At 60.1% G+C, this 18,672-nt stretch carries 15 protein-coding genes; 5 read left to right on the top strand and 10 right to left on the bottom strand.

Going from position 1 to position 18,672, the window contains the following annotated elements:
- Positions 1-31 precede the first annotated feature (31 nt).
- Together metG and HB633_RS08315 are read right to left on the bottom strand one after the other, a co-directional pair.
- Positions 32-2,146 carry a methionine--tRNA ligase gene (gene metG, locus HB633_RS08320; protein ID WP_213777606.1) on the bottom strand — a complete coding sequence of 705 codons (2,115 nt, stop codon included), beginning with the start codon at positions 2,144-2,146 and terminating at the stop codon, positions 32-34.
- 365 nt (positions 2,147-2,511) lie between these two features.
- Complete coding sequence (locus HB633_RS08315) at positions 2,512-3,168, bottom strand: OmpA family protein (protein WP_213777605.1); 657 nt, start codon at positions 3,166-3,168, stop codon at positions 2,512-2,514.
- 268 nt (positions 3,169-3,436) lie between these two features.
- Between HB633_RS08315 and apbC the strand changes: the two genes are divergently transcribed.
- The 4 genes from apbC (at position 3,437) to HB633_RS08295 (ending at position 8,408) form a co-directional block, all read left to right on the top strand.
- Positions 3,437-4,525 carry an iron-sulfur cluster carrier protein ApbC gene (apbC, locus tag HB633_RS08310; protein WP_213777604.1) on the top strand — a complete coding sequence of 363 codons (1,089 nt, stop codon included), beginning with the start codon at positions 3,437-3,439 and terminating at the stop codon, positions 4,523-4,525.
- 106 nt (positions 4,526-4,631) lie between these two features.
- Positions 4,632-5,225, top strand: coding sequence for a superoxide dismutase family protein (locus HB633_RS08305; protein WP_213777603.1), 594 nt, complete (start codon positions 4,632-4,634; stop codon positions 5,223-5,225).
- A gap of 200 nt (positions 5,226-5,425) precedes the next feature.
- Positions 5,426-5,995 (top strand): dCTP deaminase, encoded by a 570-nt coding sequence (dcd, locus tag HB633_RS08300; RefSeq protein WP_056351848.1) that lies wholly within the window; start codon positions 5,426-5,428, stop codon positions 5,993-5,995.
- Positions 5,996-6,110: 115 nt separating this feature from the next.
- Positions 6,111-8,408, top strand: coding sequence for an arginine/lysine/ornithine decarboxylase (locus tag HB633_RS08295; RefSeq protein WP_213777602.1), 2,298 nt, complete (start codon positions 6,111-6,113; stop codon positions 8,406-8,408).
- A gap of 54 nt (positions 8,409-8,462) precedes the next feature.
- On the opposite strand, the gene HB633_RS08290 is transcribed toward HB633_RS08295, so the two are convergent.
- The 7 genes from HB633_RS08290 to HB633_RS08260 all read right to left on the bottom strand — a co-directional run bounded on the left by HB633_RS08290 (position 8,463) and on the right by HB633_RS08260 (position 14,572).
- The gene (locus HB633_RS08290) at positions 8,463-9,404 is read right to left on the bottom strand and encodes a bestrophin family ion channel (RefSeq protein WP_213777601.1); all 942 of its coding nucleotides are present in this window, start codon (positions 9,402-9,404) and stop codon (positions 8,463-8,465) included.
- Between the two features lie 69 nt (positions 9,405-9,473).
- Positions 9,474-9,917 carry a DNA-binding protein gene (locus HB633_RS08285; protein ID WP_213777600.1) on the bottom strand — a complete coding sequence of 148 codons (444 nt, stop codon included), beginning with the start codon at positions 9,915-9,917 and terminating at the stop codon, positions 9,474-9,476.
- Positions 9,883-10,488, bottom strand: a complete 606-nt coding sequence (locus HB633_RS08280) for a nucleotidyltransferase domain-containing protein (protein WP_213777599.1) — start codon at positions 10,486-10,488, stop codon at positions 9,883-9,885. The genes HB633_RS08285 and HB633_RS08280 overlap by 35 nt, the downstream gene beginning before the upstream one ends.
- Before the next feature lie 60 nt (positions 10,489-10,548).
- Positions 10,549-11,955 carry an argininosuccinate lyase gene (gene argH / locus HB633_RS08275; protein WP_213777598.1) on the bottom strand — a complete coding sequence of 469 codons (1,407 nt, stop codon included), beginning with the start codon at positions 11,953-11,955 and terminating at the stop codon, positions 10,549-10,551.
- A gap of 139 nt (positions 11,956-12,094) precedes the next feature.
- Positions 12,095-12,880: an anti-sigma factor gene (locus HB633_RS08270; protein ID WP_213777597.1), complete on the bottom strand. Its 786-nt coding sequence runs from the start codon at positions 12,878-12,880 to the stop codon at positions 12,095-12,097.
- Positions 12,880-13,464 carry a sigma-70 family RNA polymerase sigma factor gene (locus HB633_RS08265; RefSeq protein ID WP_056351862.1) on the bottom strand — a complete coding sequence of 195 codons (585 nt, stop codon included), beginning with the start codon at positions 13,462-13,464 and terminating at the stop codon, positions 12,880-12,882. The genes HB633_RS08270 and HB633_RS08265 overlap by 1 nt, the downstream gene beginning before the upstream one ends.
- A gap of 283 nt (positions 13,465-13,747) precedes the next feature.
- Positions 13,748-14,572 carry a helix-turn-helix transcriptional regulator gene (locus HB633_RS08260; RefSeq protein ID WP_213777596.1) on the bottom strand — a complete coding sequence of 275 codons (825 nt, stop codon included), beginning with the start codon at positions 14,570-14,572 and terminating at the stop codon, positions 13,748-13,750.
- A gap of 143 nt (positions 14,573-14,715) precedes the next feature.
- Here HB633_RS08260 and HB633_RS08255 point away from each other — a divergent pair, with 143 nt between their 5' ends.
- Complete coding sequence (locus HB633_RS08255) at positions 14,716-15,468, top strand: class I SAM-dependent methyltransferase (protein WP_213777595.1); 753 nt, start codon at positions 14,716-14,718, stop codon at positions 15,466-15,468.
- Between the two features lie 46 nt (positions 15,469-15,514).
- Here the strand turns inward: HB633_RS08255 and ppc are convergent, their stop codons facing one another.
- Complete coding sequence (ppc, locus tag HB633_RS08250; RefSeq protein WP_213777594.1) at positions 15,515-18,499, bottom strand: phosphoenolpyruvate carboxylase; 2,985 nt, start codon at positions 18,497-18,499, stop codon at positions 15,515-15,517.
- Positions 18,500-18,672 lie beyond the last annotated feature (173 nt).

The following is an 18,672-nucleotide window of genomic DNA, read 5'->3' as shown; positions in this document are numbered from 1 at the left end:
CGGCTCTTCACTTTACGCTTTGCCCGGGACTTTACTTCACGCGCATTCCCGGCTTAGCGCCGCCGTGCGGTTCGAGGATATACAGGCCCGGTTCGGCTTTCTCGTCCGCCGCCGATGCCGCCAGCACCATGCCTTCCGACAATCCGAACTTCATCTTGCGCGGCGCGAGATTCGCGACCATCACCGTGAACTTGCCGATCAGGTCTTGGGGCTGATACGCCGACTTGATGCCGGAAAACACGTTGCGCGTTTTTTCTTCGCCAACATCCAGCGTCAGTTGCAGCAGCTTGTCCGAACCTTCCACGGCCGTGCAATCCACGATCTTCGCAATACGCAGATCGACTTTCGCGAAGTCATCGATGGAAATTGTGCCTTCGGCTTCCGGCGCTTTTTCCTTCGCGGCTTTCTTCGATGCGGGCGCAGCAACTGCCGCAGCCGCAGCTTGTCCCGGCGCGATCGATTCGCGGTTCGCCGCAATCAATGCCTCAATCTGCTTCGGATCGACACGTGTCATCAAGTGTTTGTACGCGTTGATCGGTTGCGACGAGCTGAGCGGCGTGGTTGTATCTGCCCAAACCAGCGGCTTGATACCCAGAAACGCTTCCACCGATTCCGCCAGCAATGGCAACACCGGCTTCAACGCGAGTGACAGCAAACGGAACGCTTCCAGGCTGACGCTGCAGGTTTCGTGCAGCGCGGCCGCATTCGCCGGGTCCTTTGCTTGATCCCAGGGCTTCGCGGTATCCACATATCCGTTGACAGCATCGGCGAGATCCATGGTCGTGCGCAGCGCGCGGCCATATTCGCGCGCTTCGAACAGCGCGGCAATCTGCGGAACCGCCGCGCGCAATTGCTGTAGCAGCGGATGGTTCATCGCGCTGTCCTGCACGCGGCCATCGAAACGCTTGATCAGGAAACCCGCCGCCCGGCTCGCAATATTCACGTACTTGCCGACCAGATCGCTGTTTACGCGCGCCTGGAAATCATCGAGATTCAGGTCGATGTCTTCCATTGTGTGGTTCAGCTTCGCGGCGAAGTAATAGCGCAGCCACTCCGGATTGATACCCGTGTCGATCACGCTTTTCGCCGTGATGAACGTGCCGCGCGACTTCGACATCTTCGCGCCATCGACGGTCAGGAAACCGTGGGCAAAAACGTTCGTTGGCGTCCGATGACCGGAAAACTGCAGCATGGCCGGCCAGAACAGCGTATGGAAATACAGAATGTCCTTGCCGATGAAGTGATACTGCTCCGTCTTCGTTCCCGGCCGGATCCACTCTTCGAAATCGAGGCCGCGCGCATCGGCCAGGTTCTTGAAGCTGGCGTAATAGCCGACAGGTGCATCTACCCACACATAGAAATATTTGCCCGGAGCGCCCGGAATTTCAAAGCCGAAATACGGCGAATCGCGCGAAATGTCCCAGTCTGCGAGCTTGGCTTCGCCTTTGTCGCCAAGCCATTCGCGCATCTTGTTCGTGGCTTCCGGCTGCGCCAGGCCGCTGACCCAACCGCGCAGGAAGTCTTCGCAGCGGGGATCGGATAGGCGGAAAAAGTAGTGCGTCGATGTCTTGCGCACGGGCGTTGCGCCCGAGACCACCGAATACGGGTTGATCAGGTCGAGCGGCTGGTACGTCGAGCCGCACACTTCGCAATTGTCGCCGTATTGGTCTTTGGCGCCGCACTTCGGGCATTCGCCCTTGATGAAGCGGTCCGGCAGGAACATTTCCTTGACCGGGTCGTAGGCTTGCTCGATATCCCGTGCATCGATCAAGCCGGCTTCCTGGAGCGACTTATAGATCGATTCACACAGGACGCGGTTTTCCTCGGCATCGGTCGAGTAGTAGTTATCGAAGGAAATGCCGAAACTGTCGAAATCGCGTTTGTGCTCTTTGCCAACGCGTTCGATCAATTGTTTCGGCGTGATGCCTTCCTGTTCGGCGCGCAGCATGATGGGCGTGCCGTGGGTATCGTCAGCGCCGACGTAATACACCTCGTGACCGTGCATTCGCAGCGTCCGGACCCAGATATCCGTCTGGATATATTCGACCATATGGCCGATATGAATCTGGCCGTTCGCGTACGGGAGCGCGGACGTGACGAGGACTCGACGGTGGGCGGGTGCGGAAATCGGTGCTGACGATGACATAAGGCGCTGACCTGCGGTTGAAAGTCGATGATTGCGTGAAAAAGCGAACCACGATTCTAGCAGGAGGCGAACAGCACGCTGGGAGCGGGGGAAGGTGACGCAGGCTGGGCCAAAACCCGGCAGTGCGCAAATTCTGGGCGAAAAAAAACCGGGGCGATATAGCGGGCCCCGGAGCAACAACGACAAGAGGAGAATGGCACGTGGCGGCACTGCCAGCCACCTACCGCTAATACAGACACGCGGTGTGCGGCCAAAGTTTCAAATATTTTCCGGCTTTCTCGCGATTCTTCGCGATATTTTCCAGAACCGGTCAAAACCTTGGCTGCGCCGCCAAAAGTGTCAATTCCCCTTGTAAATCAATCTGCTTACTGCACTTGTCCCGGTTGTGCCGTCGCGCGCAGATAAATCTCTACGCGGCGATTTTGTGCACGGCCGGCTTCGGTGGCGTTGTCAGCGATAGGCTGGGTCTGTCCCATGCCCGAAGCTGCCAGACGCTGAGCGGCAACGCCGTGTCCGGCGAGGTACGACGCCACGCTTTGTGCACGATTTTGCGACAAGGTCTGGTTGTAAGCCGCCTGACCGGTGCTGTCCGTGTGGCCAACCACTTGGGCGATCAGCTCCGGATGCTGCACCAGCGTTTGCGTAACCTGGTCGAGCACAGGCGCGAACGTCGGCTTGATGGCGTAGCTGTTGGTATCGAAGGAAATTGCGTTGGGGATGTTGACCTTCAGCGATCCGTCTTGCTGCTCGGTCACTTGCGTGCCCGTGCCTTGCGTTGCGCCCGTCAGCTTGCCCTTGATGGCCTGCCAGTTGTAACCGGTGATGCCGCCCGCAGCAGCGCCGACGCCTGCACCGATGGCCGCGCCCTTGCCGCCGCCGAAGATCGCGCCGATGCCGGCGCCGGTCGCAGCGCCAATGCCGGTGCCCACAGCAGCGTTATTGCCCTGCTGCGAAGCGCAACCGGCGACCAATGCACCGGCTACGGCGATTACGGACAAGCGCGTCATCATTTTCGAGTTCATTTCATTTCTCCAGGATTCAATCGAGGCAGCCGCCCGGCTTGCACGGAAGTTCCCTGTGGGGTCTTCCGGCGTGCCGTTGCGCCTGCCACTACAATACGGCCAAGGATTCAAGCGCTTAAAACGATGCGTCCCCAGACCATGGCAGCGTGGGATAGTGCAGCGCACGCGTCCGCCACGCAATGTCGTGCAACAATTCCTTTCAAATTTCATACCACGTGCGCGAAAGTGTTCGATCCCTATTCGCAACAAGCGTTCCCACGGAGTCTCGATGAGTCTTGATCGCGCCCAGATCGACACCGCCCTTGGCGGCCTGATCGATCCCAATACCAGCCGCACTTTCGCGGACGCAAAAAGCATCCGCAACGTGACCATAGACGGCGCCCATGTCACCGTCAACGTCGTGCTGGGATATCCGGCAAAGAGTCAGTTCGATGCAATTCGCGCACTAATCGCGGAGGCTGTCGCCAATGTTTCGGGCGTCCAGGACGTGAAGGTGGACGTTTCGTCGCAGGTCGTGGCTCACGCAGTCCAGCGCGGGGTGAAGTTGCTGCCGAATGTAAAAAACATTATCGCCGTGGCGTCGGGTAAGGGCGGAGTCGGCAAAAGCACGACTGCCGTAAATCTTGCGCTCGCACTTGCGTCGGAAGGTGCATCGGTCGGCATGCTGGACGCCGATATCTACGGTCCTTCGCTGCCCATGATGCTCGGCATCAGCGGGCGCCCGGAATCGCCCGACAACCAGTCGATGAACCCGCTTGTCGGCCACGGCATCCAGGCGAATTCCATCGGCTTTTTGATCGAGCAGGACAACCCGATGGTCTGGCGCGGCCCGATGGTCACTTCCGCGCTCGAACAGTTGCTGCGTCAGACGAACTGGATGGATCTCGATTATCTGGTCGTTGATATGCCGCCGGGCACGGGCGACATTCAGTTGACGCTGTCGCAGAAAGTCCCGGTGACGGGCGCCGTGATCGTGACCACGCCGCAGGACATCGCACTGCTCGATGCCAAGAAGGGCTTGAAGATGTTCGAGAAGGTCGGCATTCCCATTTTGGGAATCGTCGAGAACATGAGCACGCATATCTGCTCGAATTGCGGCCACGAGGAACACATCTTCGGCGCAGGCGGCGGCGAGCGGATGTCGAAGGAATACGGCGTGCCGGTGCTCGGCAGCTTGCCGCTGGACATCGCTATCCGCGAGAAAACCGATGCCGGCCAGCCCACCGTGGTGTCGCAGCCGGACAGCAAGATTGCCGACGCGTACCGGTCGATCGCGCGCAAGGTGGCGATTTCGATTGCGGAGCGCCAGCGCGACATGACGTCGATGTTCCCGAGCATCGTGGTGCAGAACACCTGAGCGGCCACGGAGGTCAGGCCTCATGCGTGTCGCGGTATCATGTGGCCTTCGATTGGCGCGGTCAGGCGAGCACACGGGGTGGTCGCGAGGTCGCCATGAGGATTGCATGAAACGAAGATTCGACGGGCCTGGATCGAACAACCTGCCTGCCACGACAAACCCGGCCCTGGGCCTGATTGCACGCTGGAGCACGAGCGCGGCCACGGGGTTCGCTCTTACCGCCGGCACTTTGCTGCTCGGTGGCTGCGGCATTTTGTTCCAGAACCACGAAAAACGCGCCGACGCGACGCTGCAGCCTACCGCGGGCAGTAGTGCGAGCGGGTCGTTGACGTTCATCGAACGCGCGGATGGCGTGCAGGTTTCATACAACCTGTCCGGCATGCCGCCCAACAGCGAGCACGCGCTGCAGATCCACGAGCGCGGCGACTGTATCGTCTCCAATTCGTCCGACGGCGGCCCGGTCTTCTCACCGGCGGCCGATCGCAGCCGGTCATCGAAAGTCGAAGGCGACCTGGCAACCATTCGGGCCGACGCAAACGGATCGGCAACGGGGTTTATCGTTGCGCCCGATCTCTCGCTCGATGGCGTGCGCTCGGTTCTCGCGCGCGCGGTGCTGCTTCATCGCGATACGTCCGACTCGTATTCGCTCAGCCCGCGCGGCGCCGGTCCCGCACTCGCGTGCGGCGTGATTCGTCAATAAAATCAGGCCTCTAAAACGTTTGGCCTGGCTTCTTGGCCAGGTCCCGTCGCGTGGGCCACCACATCAAGTAAAATACGCGCTTCTCGGCGGGTCCCGCTGGCTTTGGCATGCATCTGCATGCAATCCAGGTTCCCGGCCACGCCCTGTTTCATGCACGGCGGCTTCTCTCAAGCCGCTTCTTTCGTTGGGTAGCGTTCCCTATGAGCATCAAGTCCGACAAGTGGATCCGGCGCATGGCCGAAGAGCACAAGATGATCGAGCCGTTCGTGCGCGATCAGGTGCGTGTGTCAGAAGACGGCAGGAAAATCGTCAGTTACGGCACGTCGAGCTATGGCTACGATATTCGCGTGGCCGACGAATTCAAGATCTTCACGAACATCAATTCCACGATTGTCGACCCGAAAAATTTCGACGAAAAATCGTTCGTCGACTTCAAGGGCGACGTCTGCATCATTCCGCCGAATTCCTTCGCGCTGGCCCGTACGGTTGAATACTTTCGCATTCCGCGCTCGTGCCTGACCGTGTGCCTGGGAAAATCCACGTACGCGCGCTGCGGGATCATCGTGAACGTGACGCCGTTCGAACCCGAATGGGAAGGCTATGTGACGCTCGAATTCTCGAATACGACACCTTTGCCTGCCAAAATCTACGCGAACGAAGGCGTGGCGCAGGTCCTGTTCTTTGAAAGCGACGAAATCTGCGAGACTTCCTACGCTGATCGCGGGGGCAAGTATCAAGGGCAAAGCGGCGTGACGCTGCCGAAAACCTGACGGATCTGTCACGGCATTTGCTGTATAGAAACGTCATTGCAACACTTTTTGAAAGACCGCTGGACTCGAGCATGCACAACTCGGTCAGCGGTCGTTCCATTTGGAGATTCGCCTGATGAAGTTCCGTTTTCCCGTCGTCATCATCGACGAAGATTTTCGTTCCGAGAACATTTCGGGTTCCGGTATTCGCGCGCTCGCCGAGGCGATCGAGCGCGAAGGCGTCGAGGTGCTCGGGCTGACGAGTTACGGCGATCTGACGTCGTTTGCGCAGCAGTCCAGCCGTGCGTCGTGTTTTATCTTGTCGATCGATGACGACGAGTTGCTGCCTTATGCAGACAGCAACGTGGTGCTCGCCGAGGGCGACGCGCCGGAGCTGGCCTCCGCGATTGTTGCGTTGCGCGCGTTCGTGCAGGCGGTGCGCCGGCGCAACGCGGATATCCCAATTTTCCTGTACGGCGAAACGCGCACGTCGCGGCATTTGCCCAACGACATCCTGCGCGAACTGCACGGTTTCATCCACATGTTCGAGGACACGCCGGAGTTCGTCGCGCGCCACATCATTCGCGAGGCAAAGGTGTATCTCGATGCGCTTGCGCCGCCGTTCTTCAAGGAACTCGTGCAATACGCCGAAGAGGGTTCGTACTCGTGGCACTGTCCCGGACACTCGGGCGGCGTGGCATTCCTGAAGAACCCCCTTGGCCAGATGTTCCACCAGTTCTTCGGCGAGAACATGTTGCGGGCGGACGTCTGCAACGCCGTCGATGAACTCGGCCAATTGCTCGACCATACCGGTCCGGTGGCGGCATCGGAACGAAACGCGGCGCGTATTTTCAGCGCGGACCATTTGTTTTTCGTGACCAATGGCACGTCGACATCGAACAAGATTGTCTGGCACGCGACCGTCGCGCCCGGCGACATCGTGCTGGTTGACCGGAATTGCCACAAGTCGATCCTGCACGCCATCACCATGACCGGCGCGATTCCGGTGTTCCTCACGCCGACACGCAATCACTTCGGGCTGATCGGACCGATTCCGCGCGACGAGTTCAAGCCGGAAAACATTCGCAAGAAGATTGAAGCAAATCCGTTCGCGCGCGAGGCGATCGCGAAAAATCCGAATGTGAAGCCGCGCATCCTGACGATCACGCAAAGTACCTACGACGGCATTGTCTACAACGTCGAGATGATCAAGGATCTGCTTGGCGACATGCTCGACACGCTTCACTTCGACGAAGCCTGGCTGCCGCACGCCGAGTTCCATGAGTTCTATCAGGACATGCATGCCATTGGCGCCGGCCGTCCGCGTACGGGCGCGCTGGTGTTCGCCACGCACTCGACGCACAAGCTGCTCGCGGGGATTTCGCAGGCATCGCAGATCGTTGTTCAGGATTCCGAGAACAGCACGTTCGACAAACATCGCTTCAACGAAGCGTATCTGATGCATACGTCGACGAGCCCGCAATACGCGATCATCGCGTCGTGCGACGTGGCCGCGGCCATGATGGAACCGCCGGGCGGCACGGCGCTGGTGGAGGAATCGATTGCTGAAGCGCTCGATTTCCGCCGCGCAATGCGCAAGGTCGATGACGAATACGGCAACGACTGGTTCTTCAAGGTCTGGGGCCCGGAAGCGTTGGCCGAAGAGGGCATCGGCGATCGCGAAGAATGGGTGTTGAAGCCGAACGATCATTGGCATGGATTCGGCGCGCTCGCCGAAGGCTTCAACATGCTCGACCCCATCAAGGCGACCATCATCACGCCGGGACTCGATGTGGACGGCGAGTTCGGCGAGTCGGGCATTCCGGCCGCGATCGTGACGAAGTATCTGGCGGAGCACGGGATCATTGTGGAGAAGACCGGGCTGTATTCGTTCTTCATCATGTTCACGATCGGGATCACGAAGGGCCGCTGGAACTCGATGGTCACCGAACTGCAACAGTTCAAAGACGACTACGACAACAACCAGCCTTTGTGGCGCGTGCTGCCGGACTTCATTGCGCAGCATCCGTCGTACGAGCGCATGGGATTGCGCGATCTTTGCGAGCAGATTCACAGTGTTTATCGTGCGAACGATATCGCCCGGCTTACCACCGAGATGTATCTGTCGAGCATGGAACCGGCCATGAAGCCGTCCGAAGCGTATGCGAAGCTGGTGCATCGCGAGATTGACCGGGTGCCTATCGATGAACTCGAAGGACGCGTGACAACAATTCTGCTGACGCCGTATCCTCCGGGCATTCCGTTGCTGATTCCGGGCGAGCGGTTCAACAAGACCATCGTGGATTACTTGCGTTTTGCGCGCGAATTCAACGAGCGTTTCCCTGGCTTCCATACGGATATCCACGGGCTGGTTGGCGAGATGATCAACGGACGGATTGAGTATTTCGTGGATTGCGTCGCGCTCGAGCGTTAAGGCGGCGTTATAGAGTGCAATGAACAAGGCCCGCAGAACGCGGGCCTTGTTTGCTTAAGTCACGATAAACCTGCGTCCAGTCACGCCCGGCTCCGGCAATCCTTTCGGCGGCCGCTTGAAATCGGGATCGGCGGTCATATCGTAGAGCATGGTTTCGAGCGCATCGCAGAGCGCGCTCAGCGCCAGATCGTTTTCTTCCAGGCCGAATGGGTCTTCGATCTGCGCGGCGATCGCTTCCAGCGACATGAACGCGTACGCGACCAGCAGCGCGAACAAAGGTGTCAACACGCCCGCGCCATCGACAAGACCAAACGGCAGCAGCACGCAGAACAAATACACGGTTCGATGAATCATCACCGAGTACGAGAAGGGCAATGGTGTAGAAGCGAGCCGCTCGCAGCCGCCGATTACACCCGACAACTCGTTGAGATTCTGCTCGAACGCGAGCGTGCCGTAGCCATCGAGCGCGCCTTCGCGTGCACGGGCGGCAGACCATTCGCCGAGCCAGCGCAAGATTGTTGTCGATCGATTTTGCGCTTTGACAGTGCGCTGATATAACGCAGGCGTCAGCCGCGTGGCGAGATCGGGAAGGGGATCGGTGCGGCGCATTTCGTGGCGCAGCGCGTGACCAAGCGCTCCGATCGCCGCGATGAACTCACGCGTGTCCTCGCTCTTGACGCCGCGCGGCAGGGTCAACGCTTGACGCGCCAACGAACGTCCGTGAATGGACAGTGATCCCCAAAGTTTGCGGCCTTCCCACCAGCGCTCATAACTCGCACTATTCCGAAAGCCGAGGAACACCGCGAGCGCGATGCCTACCAGCGCGAACGGCGGCGTGCCTAGCCCGACGGGGTAATTGCGCACGTGGTCATGCATCACGATTGCCGCGATGGACAGCACGAAGATCAGCGCAAGCCGCGGCAGGAGTTGCGGCAGCACGGACCCTCGCCAGACGAACAACATGCGGAACCAGTGGAGTTTGGGGCGGATGATCATGGGCGCTTGGTTCCAAGGGATGAGCGAATTATCCCGAAAATCTTCGGACGCTGCCGCCGTTGATCTCGCTCAGTCGCCAGCAAACTCCGGCCGGTTATCGGTGAGCCACGCTTGAACTTTATCGAGAAGAGCCGAGGCGCTCGATATGCATTCGTGCACCGCGGCATCTGTTACAAGATCACCACCGTAGTCGGAGAGATTGCGTTGTTTCCTCAACGCCTCGAGAACGATCATCCGTTCCACCGGCAGGCCGATGGTGAGCGTTAATGACTGGATCGCGGTCTGATGATGTCCAGGCCGGCTGGTAAGCGGTCGGAAACCGTTAGCGTTGAGTGACAGCATGGCAAGTTGCATGATCGCTTTATACGCTGCGTCGAAGCGATTTTCCGGGCTTAATGCTTCAAGCCGTGCATCGAGTAAATTGCGTTGCGCGGCCGCGAGCAACCGTCCAATCGTCTCTCGATTCGGGGTAATTGCATCAAGGGTGATTCCCAACAAGTTCTGCAAGGTCATGCTCATTACCCACCACGTAGATCTTCGGCTTGTTCATCAAATCCAGCGCGAACCCGTCCTTGCGCTCAACGGTTGCGCGCCATTCCTGTGCCGACATCACTTTCGGATTGATTTCGCGTCCCAGCGTGGTTTGCGCCGGATACAAGCGCCTGACCGCCTCGGCAAAACTGATTTCACCGAGAATCATTACATCGATATCGCTATGCGCAGTTTCTTGTCCGCGCGCAATCGAGCCGAATACGAAAGCGACATCGACAGACCCCGCACAGGGAGCAAGCGCATTCGCGATGACGTCGTTCAAACCCGAGGTTTTCCGCATGATGCTGGCCAGTTCATCGTAGATCGGCGACGCGCGATTGGCCATATAGACCAATTGGTTAGCACGCCGCTCGGCGACCAGAATGCCAGCCTCGGCGAGCTTGGTAAGTTCTTTATGGAGCGTGCCGGCGGAGGTGCCGGTAAGACGTGCGATCTCACGGACGTGAAAGGACTCATCCGGTCTTAGCAGGAGAAGTCCGAGGACACGTCGGCGATAGCCACTGAAAAGTGTTTCAACGGGCGAATGTAGCATGATTGGCTACAATCGTAGCCGAATCGGCTACGATATTCAAGTTCGCTCTTAACCAGTTGATTATCCCAAAGCCGCCCGAGCCGCCTTCGCCGCCGCCCGAACCTGTTCCGGCGCCGTCCCACCAGCGTGGTTCCGGCTCGCCACCGATCCTTCCAGCGTCAAATATTCGAACACATCTTCACCAATCAGATGCGCAACGTTCGGCAACTCCAAGCGCATTTCATCAAGCGTCAGATCGGCCAGATCACAACCGCGATCCACGCAAATGCGCACGGCGAGCGCCACGGCCTCGTGCGCATCGCGGAAGGGCAGACCGCGCTTCACAAGATAGTCGGCGAGGTCCGTCGCCGTCGAAAATCCCTGCAGCGCTGCTGCGCGCATGGCGTCCGGCTTGACCGTGATACCCGATGCCATTTCGGCAAAAATGCGCAGGGTGTCGGAGACGGTATCGACGGTATCGAACAGCGGTTCCTTGTCTTCCTGATTGTCCTTGTTGTACGCGAGCGGTTGGCCCTTCATCAGCGTCAACAAAGAAACCAGATTGCCGTTCACGCGCCCCGTCTTGCCGCGCGCGAGTTCGGGCACGTCGGGGTTTTTCTTCTGCGGCATGATCGACGAGCCGGTGCAAAAGCGGTCGGCCAGATCGATGAAACCAACCCGCGGGCTCATCCACAGCACGAGTTCTTCGGAGAAGCGCGACACGTGCGTCATGATCAACGCCGCAGCCGCCGTGAACTCGATGGCGAAATCGCGATCGGAAACGGCATCGAGCGAATTGGCGCAGATGCTATCGAAGCCGAGCGTTTTCGCAACGGCATTGCGGTCGATCGGATAGCTCGTTCCTGCCAGCGCCGCGGCGCCAAGCGGCAATCGATTCACGCGTTTGCGGCAATCGATCATGCGTTCGCTGTCACGCGTGAACATCTCCACATAGGCGAGCAGGTGATGCCCGAACGTCACCGGCTGCGCAACCTGCAAATGCGTAAAGCCCGGCATGATGGTTTCCGCATTCTGCTCGGCGATATCGATCAGCGCGCGGCGCAGTTCAATCAGCAATTCGCCGATCCGGTCGATCTCGCCGCGCAGCCACAAACGGATATCGGTTGCGACCTGGTCGTTGCGCGAACGGCCCGTGTGCAGGCGTTTGCCGGCATCGCCGATCAGCGCTGTCAAACGCGCCTCGATATTCAAATGCACGTCTTCCAGGTCGAGCTTCCATTCGAACTCGCCGCGCTCGATCTCGCCCTGGATCTGCGTCATGCCTTTCTGGATGGCCTGGAAATCCGCATCGCCGATGATCTTCTGCGCGGCCAGCATGGCAGCGTGGGCGAGCGAACCCTGGATATCGACGAGCGCCAGACGTTTGTCGAAGAACACCGATGACGTATAGCGCTTGACCAGATCGGACATTGGTTCGTTGAAGCGAGCCGACCAGGCTTCGCCTTTCTTGTGCAGTTGGGACGTCATAGTGAGGTTCGTAAGAGGACAAAAAACCGCGGAACTGCCGATTTTACAGGCAATGACAAACCTGCAGCCAAACGTACGCAGCGCGCAAAAGAAAAGGGCGTCTCTCGACGCCCCTTGAAGATTCACCGCGTGAAAACCATCAAGCTGCCGGAATGACCTTACCCGTATAAACCACTGGCCCGGTCGGCCCGTTCGGATTCGGCGATCCGCCGACCGGCTCGACAGAAACCGCCAGCACCGGATAAGCGCTCACAGAAGCCGCCTTGAATTTCGCCGTTCCACCGACCGGCAGCACGCCGAGCGACACCGGATGGCCTTCCTTCGGCAGGCCCCAGAGCTGCATGGATTTATCGGAGGGATCGGACGAGCCGCTCAGGCGGCGCACCGTCACTTCGGAGGTCCGGTCATCCCACGTCACGAGCATGCGGGCGTTGGACTTCTCGTCAGCAAGCGTTGCCACATAGCCGATGCGCGGTTCCTGCGCCACTTGCGGCACGGGCGTAGGCACGGGCACGGGGGCGACGGTCGAAAGCTCGCGGATCGACACGACCAGCGCGATAGCAGCGATCGCGGTCGCCGCGATCGACCAGCCGCGCCAGAACGAGAGGTTCTCGAACCAGCCCGGCTTCGGCCGGACGCGTTCGGGCACTGCCGGAACCGGGCGAGCTGCCGCCGCATCGCGCCGGGCATTGACGAGATTCAGCCGCCGTTCGATAGCCGTCCAGATTTCGGGCGGCGGTGCGACAGCCGGTCCGAGCTCGGTCATGGCCGCGAGCCGCAAACGCCAGGTTTCGACGGCCAGCCTTATGGCCGGATCGTGCTGGGAAATACTTTCGAAGCGTCTTCGCGAACCACCCCGCAGCACGCCGAGCGTGTATTCGGCTGCGAGCTGATCGACAAGGCCTGCGTATCGATGCAGATCCATCACAACCCTCCCAGGCACGTCTTGAGTTTTTCCAGGCCGCGACGAATCCACGACTTCACTGTGCCGAGCGGTACTTTGAGAACATCGGCCACTTCGCTATGGCTCTGGTCACGCAAATATGCAAGCGCCACGGCCTGGCGCTGATTGGCTTCGAGCCGGTCCATGCAGATGGCGAGTTGCCGTGCTTCCTGGCTCATCAGCATCTGGTCGGAGGGATCTGCCTCGTTCGCCGGCAGGGTATCGTCCAACGCATCGCTCCATTCGGTTTCGGCGCTCGCCCCGTTGGCTTTCTGCCGCCGCAAATAATCGAGTGCCCGGTTGCGGACGATTGCCGCCATCCAGGTCATTGGCGCGGACAGGCCTGCTTTGTAGTCCCCCGCGTATCGCCAGATATTGACGAACGCGTCCTGCAAAACTTCTTCGGCCCACTCGCGCTTCACCAATATACGAAGCGCGAGGCCAAACAGTTTCGATGAAGTTAAATCGTAGAGCGCGCGCAACGCGGCGGCGTCTTCGCTGGCAACACGGTCGAGCAATTGCACGAGGGTGTCGGGGGTCGGGTCGTGAGAGAGGATTGTCGTCATGGGACCGGTCGGGTGGGCGGCGCGATCGATATTACCGAAATAATCGCTTTGAGCCGCATTGGTTTTTTTGCATCCGGATGAATCCGTTTCGCTTTTTCAAACGTAATAACGGATACGAGCCCGCTTTGGGTTGCGCAAGAGTTTCGCGCAATCGGCGTAGCTCACCATGTGTCCCCGTTCTCCTCTGGCCTTGGCCGAGGAGAAGCGGCTTTGCCCGGTCCCAATAGGCCGGGCATTTTTTTGTGCTGCGTGCTCGTGCTTCAGATCTCAGTATTCGTCTGCCTTAAACGCCGACAAGCATCACGAGCTTCAGATCTTCGCGATGCGCCGGCTTGAACGTAATCTGGTCATAAACGAGGCGGCCGCGCGTCGGATGGTTGAATTCCCGCGTGCCGCCTTCACGCTCACCCACGTCCTGCGATGCCCAAAAGCGCCCAAAAGCGTCGCTCGCCGCGCTGAGTGAATCGATGAGCGCGCGGGTCGGGGCATCGTTCAGGTGACGGATCGAATCAGCCCTGAACTCGGCCACCAGCCGGCGCGCACGCGTTTCCCAATCGACGATCAGACTTTGTGCTCCGGCCCCGGTAAAGGTGAAAGAGAGCAGATTCCGATCCCGCTCCCCATCCAGCCAGCCCACGAACAATGCCGCAGCTTGCGCATTCCATCGCAGGGCGTTCCATTGGCGGTCGAGAACGTAGGCGGGGGCGTCGATCAATTCCACCGATTTCAGCAGCGAAGCCGGTGCGTCCTGCGCCGCCGGGTCGGGCTCGGCAGGATCGCGCTGGGCGGCGAGTTCGAACAAATAAGCCCGCTCGGCACGCGAAAGCTGCAACGCCACGGCGATCCGCGCGAGCGCATCGGCGGAAGCGGACACCGGCCGTCCTTGCTCGATCCACGTGTACCAAGTCGGACTCACGCCGCACAACTGCGCCACTTCCTCACGACGCAAACCGGGCGTGCGGCGGCGCGGGCCCGGCGGGAGGCCGACGGCCATCGGAGAAAGACGCTCGCGATGCGCACGAATGAACTCGCCAAGCGCGCGAGCCGGGGTGGCATCGAGTGGTGGCGCGGCGTGGGCGGCCAATGGAGACGCGGACGACAAGGTCATGAATGCACGTTTGAAATGAGTTCGATGCGCGTTCGGGTACTTTAGATACCAGAATAACTGCACAACTTGTACCGGTACAAGGCGGCGCTTATTGTAGCGTTGCTGTCGCCGATAAAACACTGACAAAAACCTGGAGTTGCCCCATGAAACATCACGATCAGGTCGCCGACGCGTTCGGTTCGACCGCCGCCGCCTATCTCACCAGCGCCGTCCACGCGACGGGCGCGGATCTGCAGGAACTCGCGCGCGAAGTCGCGGCCGTTCCGGACGCGGTCGTGCTCGACCTGGGCTGCGGTGCGGGTCACGTGAGTTTTTCAGTCGCGCCGCACGCTAGAAGCGTGGTGGCGTATGACATCGCGGAACAGATGCTGACGACGGTCGCCGCCGCCGCGAAAGATCGCGGGCTTGAGAACATCACGACGTACCAGGGTCCCGCCGAACGCCTGCCGTTCCCCGATGCCACCTTCGACCGCGTGTTGAGCCGCATGAGCGCGCACCATTGGCACGACGTGCCAGCGGCGCTCAAGGAAGTCCGGCGCGTTCTGAAGCCGGGCGGGCGCGTGGTATTCGTGGATATTGCGGGCGCGGATCATCCATTACTCGATACCCATATTCAGGCCGTCGAAGTGCTGCGCGATGGTTCGCATATCCGGGATTATCGTGGGGATGAGTGGCTGGCTTTGTTCGCGCAAGCGGGATTCAACGCGGAGATTCGCAGCCGGTGGCGCCTGCCGCTTCAATTCGATACGTGGGTTGAGAGAATGCGTACGCCGCCGGAAAGAGTGACGGCGATTCGCTCGATATGGAAGAACGCACCCGATGAAGTGCGCCAGTATTTCGCGGTTCAGGACGATGGATCGTTCGAACTGGATGCGTTGATGGTCGGGGCGGAATAATTAAAAAAGCCGGGTGGGTTCGAAGCCACCCGGCTGCTAAGCAAAATCACCCCGTATTCCGCAAGCCCGCCGCAATCCCATTGATGGTCAAATGAATCCCGCGCCCGAGCCGCACGTTGTCATCCCCAGCTCGATGCCGCTTGAGCAACTCCACCTGCAAGTGATTCAGCGGATCCAGATACGGGAACCGGTTCTTGATCGAGCGCGCGAGCAGCGGGTTATTCGCGAGCCGTTCGCTGTGTCCCGTAATCTCCGACAACACGTTCGACGTCCGTTCCCATTCCGCCACGATCCGGCTGAACACGTGCTTGCGGAGTTTTTTATCGGTGACGAGCTGGGCGTAACGCGATGCCACCGCAATGTCCGTCTTCGCCAGAACCATGTCCATGTTCGACAGCAGATTCGCGAAGAACGGCCACGTCTTGTGCATCTTCTTGAGCGTGGCAAGACGCTTGGTGCGCTCGGAGGCGTCCGGTGCGGTATCGAGGAAATCCGTCACCGCGCTGCCGAAGCCATACCAGCCGGTCAGCAACAAACGGCATTGGCCCCACGAAAAGCCCCACGGAATCGCCCGCAAATCCTCGATCTTGCGCTGCTTCGGATCCTGAAGTTTGCGCGATGCCGGCCGGCTGCCGATATTCAACTCGGCAATCTCGGAGATGGGCGTCGATTCGAAGAAATACTCCTTGAATCCGGGTGTCTCGTAAACCAGCGCGCGATACGCGGCCATCGCCGAATCCGATAGCGTCTGCATGGTTGCTTCGAACGCGGGCAACTGCGCGGGCGTATTTTCGTGCGGCAAAAGCGACGCTTCCAACGTAGCGGCCACCACGAGTTCAAGATTGCGCCGGCCGATTTCCGGATTGCCGAACTTGCTCGCGATCACTTCGCCTTGCTCGGTCGTACGGATCTGGCCATCGACGGTACCCGGCGGCTGCGACAGGATTGCCTGATACGTCGGACCGCCGCCGCGCCCGACCGTGCCTCCGCGACCATGAAAGAGCCGCAGCGTGGTCTTGTGCTGCTTGAACAAAGCGACGAGTGCCAGTTCGGCCCGGTACAACTCCCAGTTCGATGTAAGAAAGCCGCCGTCCTTGTTGCTATCGGAGTAACCGAGCATGACTTCCTGCTCGCCGCCTTGCAGCTCGACCAGTTTTTTCACGCCAGGCAGCGCGAAAAAGTCGCCCATGATGTGCGGCGCATTGCGCAAGTCGGCGATGGTCTCGAACAGCGGAATCACCATCAAGCCATCGTGCGCGGGATCCTTCGCGTGACCCAGACGCCCCTGCAGCAAGCCGGTTTCCTTTTGCAGCAACATGACTTCGAGCAAGTCGCTGACGGTTTCCGTGTGCGAAATGATGTAGTTGCGCACAGCCCGCGTACCGAACTTCTCGCGCGTCACGCGCGCCGCTTCCAGCACGCCGAGTTCGCTCTTCGCGAGGTCCGAGTAGTCGAAATAGGGCAGGCGCAGCGGCCGTGGCTGGGCCAGTTCGTTGAGCAGCAAAGTGATCTTGTCGGCTTCGGGCAGTGCGGCGTAATCGTCCTGAACGCCCGCGCGTGCCAGCAGTTCGGCGATCACCGCTTCGTGGATGTCCGAACTCTGACGCAAGTCGATGCTCGCCAGATGGAAGCCGAACACTTCCGCCGCGCGCGCCAAAGGCGACAAACGCGGCGCCGACAGATACTCGCCATGGTGCGCGGCCAGCGATTCGATCAGCACGTTCAGATCGGCGGCAAACTCAGTCGCCGATGCATACGGTTTCGCCGGATGACGGCTGCGCGCCGCGACCACGCCGGCGCCGAGACGCTCATCGGCGGAAGCCACGAGCCGTGCGTACACGCCGATCAACGCGCGCCGATAAGGCTCGTCGGTCCGATGCGGCGACGAATCCGGGGAAGCATCGGCGAGTGTTTTGAGCGCATCGCTCGCGCCGGCCAGCAAGTTCGACACCGATAATTCCGCGCCGAGCTTATGCACTTGCTCCAGATAGTGTTCGAAAATCACCGTGGCCTGGCGCGTGATGGCGTGAACCAGCGTGGGCGCGGTGACGTTCGGATTGCCGTCGCGATCCCCGCCAATCCAGCTTCCCATTTGCAGGAACGCCGGCAGGCGCGCGGGCAGGCCGTGTTCGGCGAGCGCGGCTTCAATGTCGGCGTAAAGCGCGGGGATTTCTTCGAGGAAGGTCGCGCGGTAATACGAGAGCGCGTTTTCGATTTCATCGGCGACGGTCAGGCGCGCGTCGCGCAACATCCGCGTTTGCCAAAGCGATGTGACGCGGGCGCGCAGCATCGATTCGTTGTGGGCGCGTTCGCGGACGGTCAGCTCCTGATCGCGCTCGGCGAGCAAACGCGCGACTTCGTGCTGCGCATCCAGAATGCTCTTGCGCGAGACTTCGGTCGGATGAGCGGTCAGAACGGGCACGATCAACGCGTCATCGAAGAACTTTTGCAGCGTGGCTTTCGCCGACGAGGCATTCGGACTCGCCTTCAACCGTTCGATGGCATAAGCCATAGTCCCGGCTTGCGGCGTGGAACCCGCAAGCGCATGAATCCTGCGACGCCGGTTGTGATGCCGGTCCTCCGCGATATTCGCCAGATGTGAAAAATAGCTGAACGCGCGCACGACGCTCACCGTTTGCTCGGGCGAAAGCGATTTCAGGCGCTTGTCCAGCGCCTGCGACGCCTCGCTGTCTTCCTCGCGACGAAACTTCACTGCGGTCTGACGAATCGTTTCGACGACATCGAAGACCTTGTCGCCTTCCTGCTCGCGCACGACGTCGCCGAGGAGACGCCCGAGATAGCGGATGTCTTCGAAGAGCGGCAGGTCCTTGTCGTCGCGCGTTCGCGATGTGGCTTTTGACGGCTTGGCGGCCACCTTCACAGCGGGTTTCTTGACAGCGGGGGCACGCGCTTTGGAAGCTTTCGTAGCAACCGACACATCGGCCGCGATGGCCTTGACCGACGAACCTTCATCCTTCGATGCCGCATTGCGGCGGGGGCGGGCATTGCGCGCCGATCCGGGAGACGTCACGTTGAGTTCCTCTTGTTAGCCAACTTTAAAGCCACAGACTAAATATGGAAGCGTGCGGGCGCCGCGCATGAAACGACGTCCGCTTGCTCCGCCAAGCTGCCTACAGTGTTACTGGCGTTGCGGCTGAAACTCGAGAAATCAAAGGCGGTCGGGCGTGGCAGCGCTGAAGAATG

It is taken from the genome of Caballeronia sp. dw_276, assembly GCF_018449635.1.
Taxonomy (GTDB): Bacteria; Pseudomonadota; Gammaproteobacteria; order Burkholderiales; family Burkholderiaceae; genus Caballeronia.
This window is presented reverse-complemented; position numbering and strand designations above follow the sequence as displayed.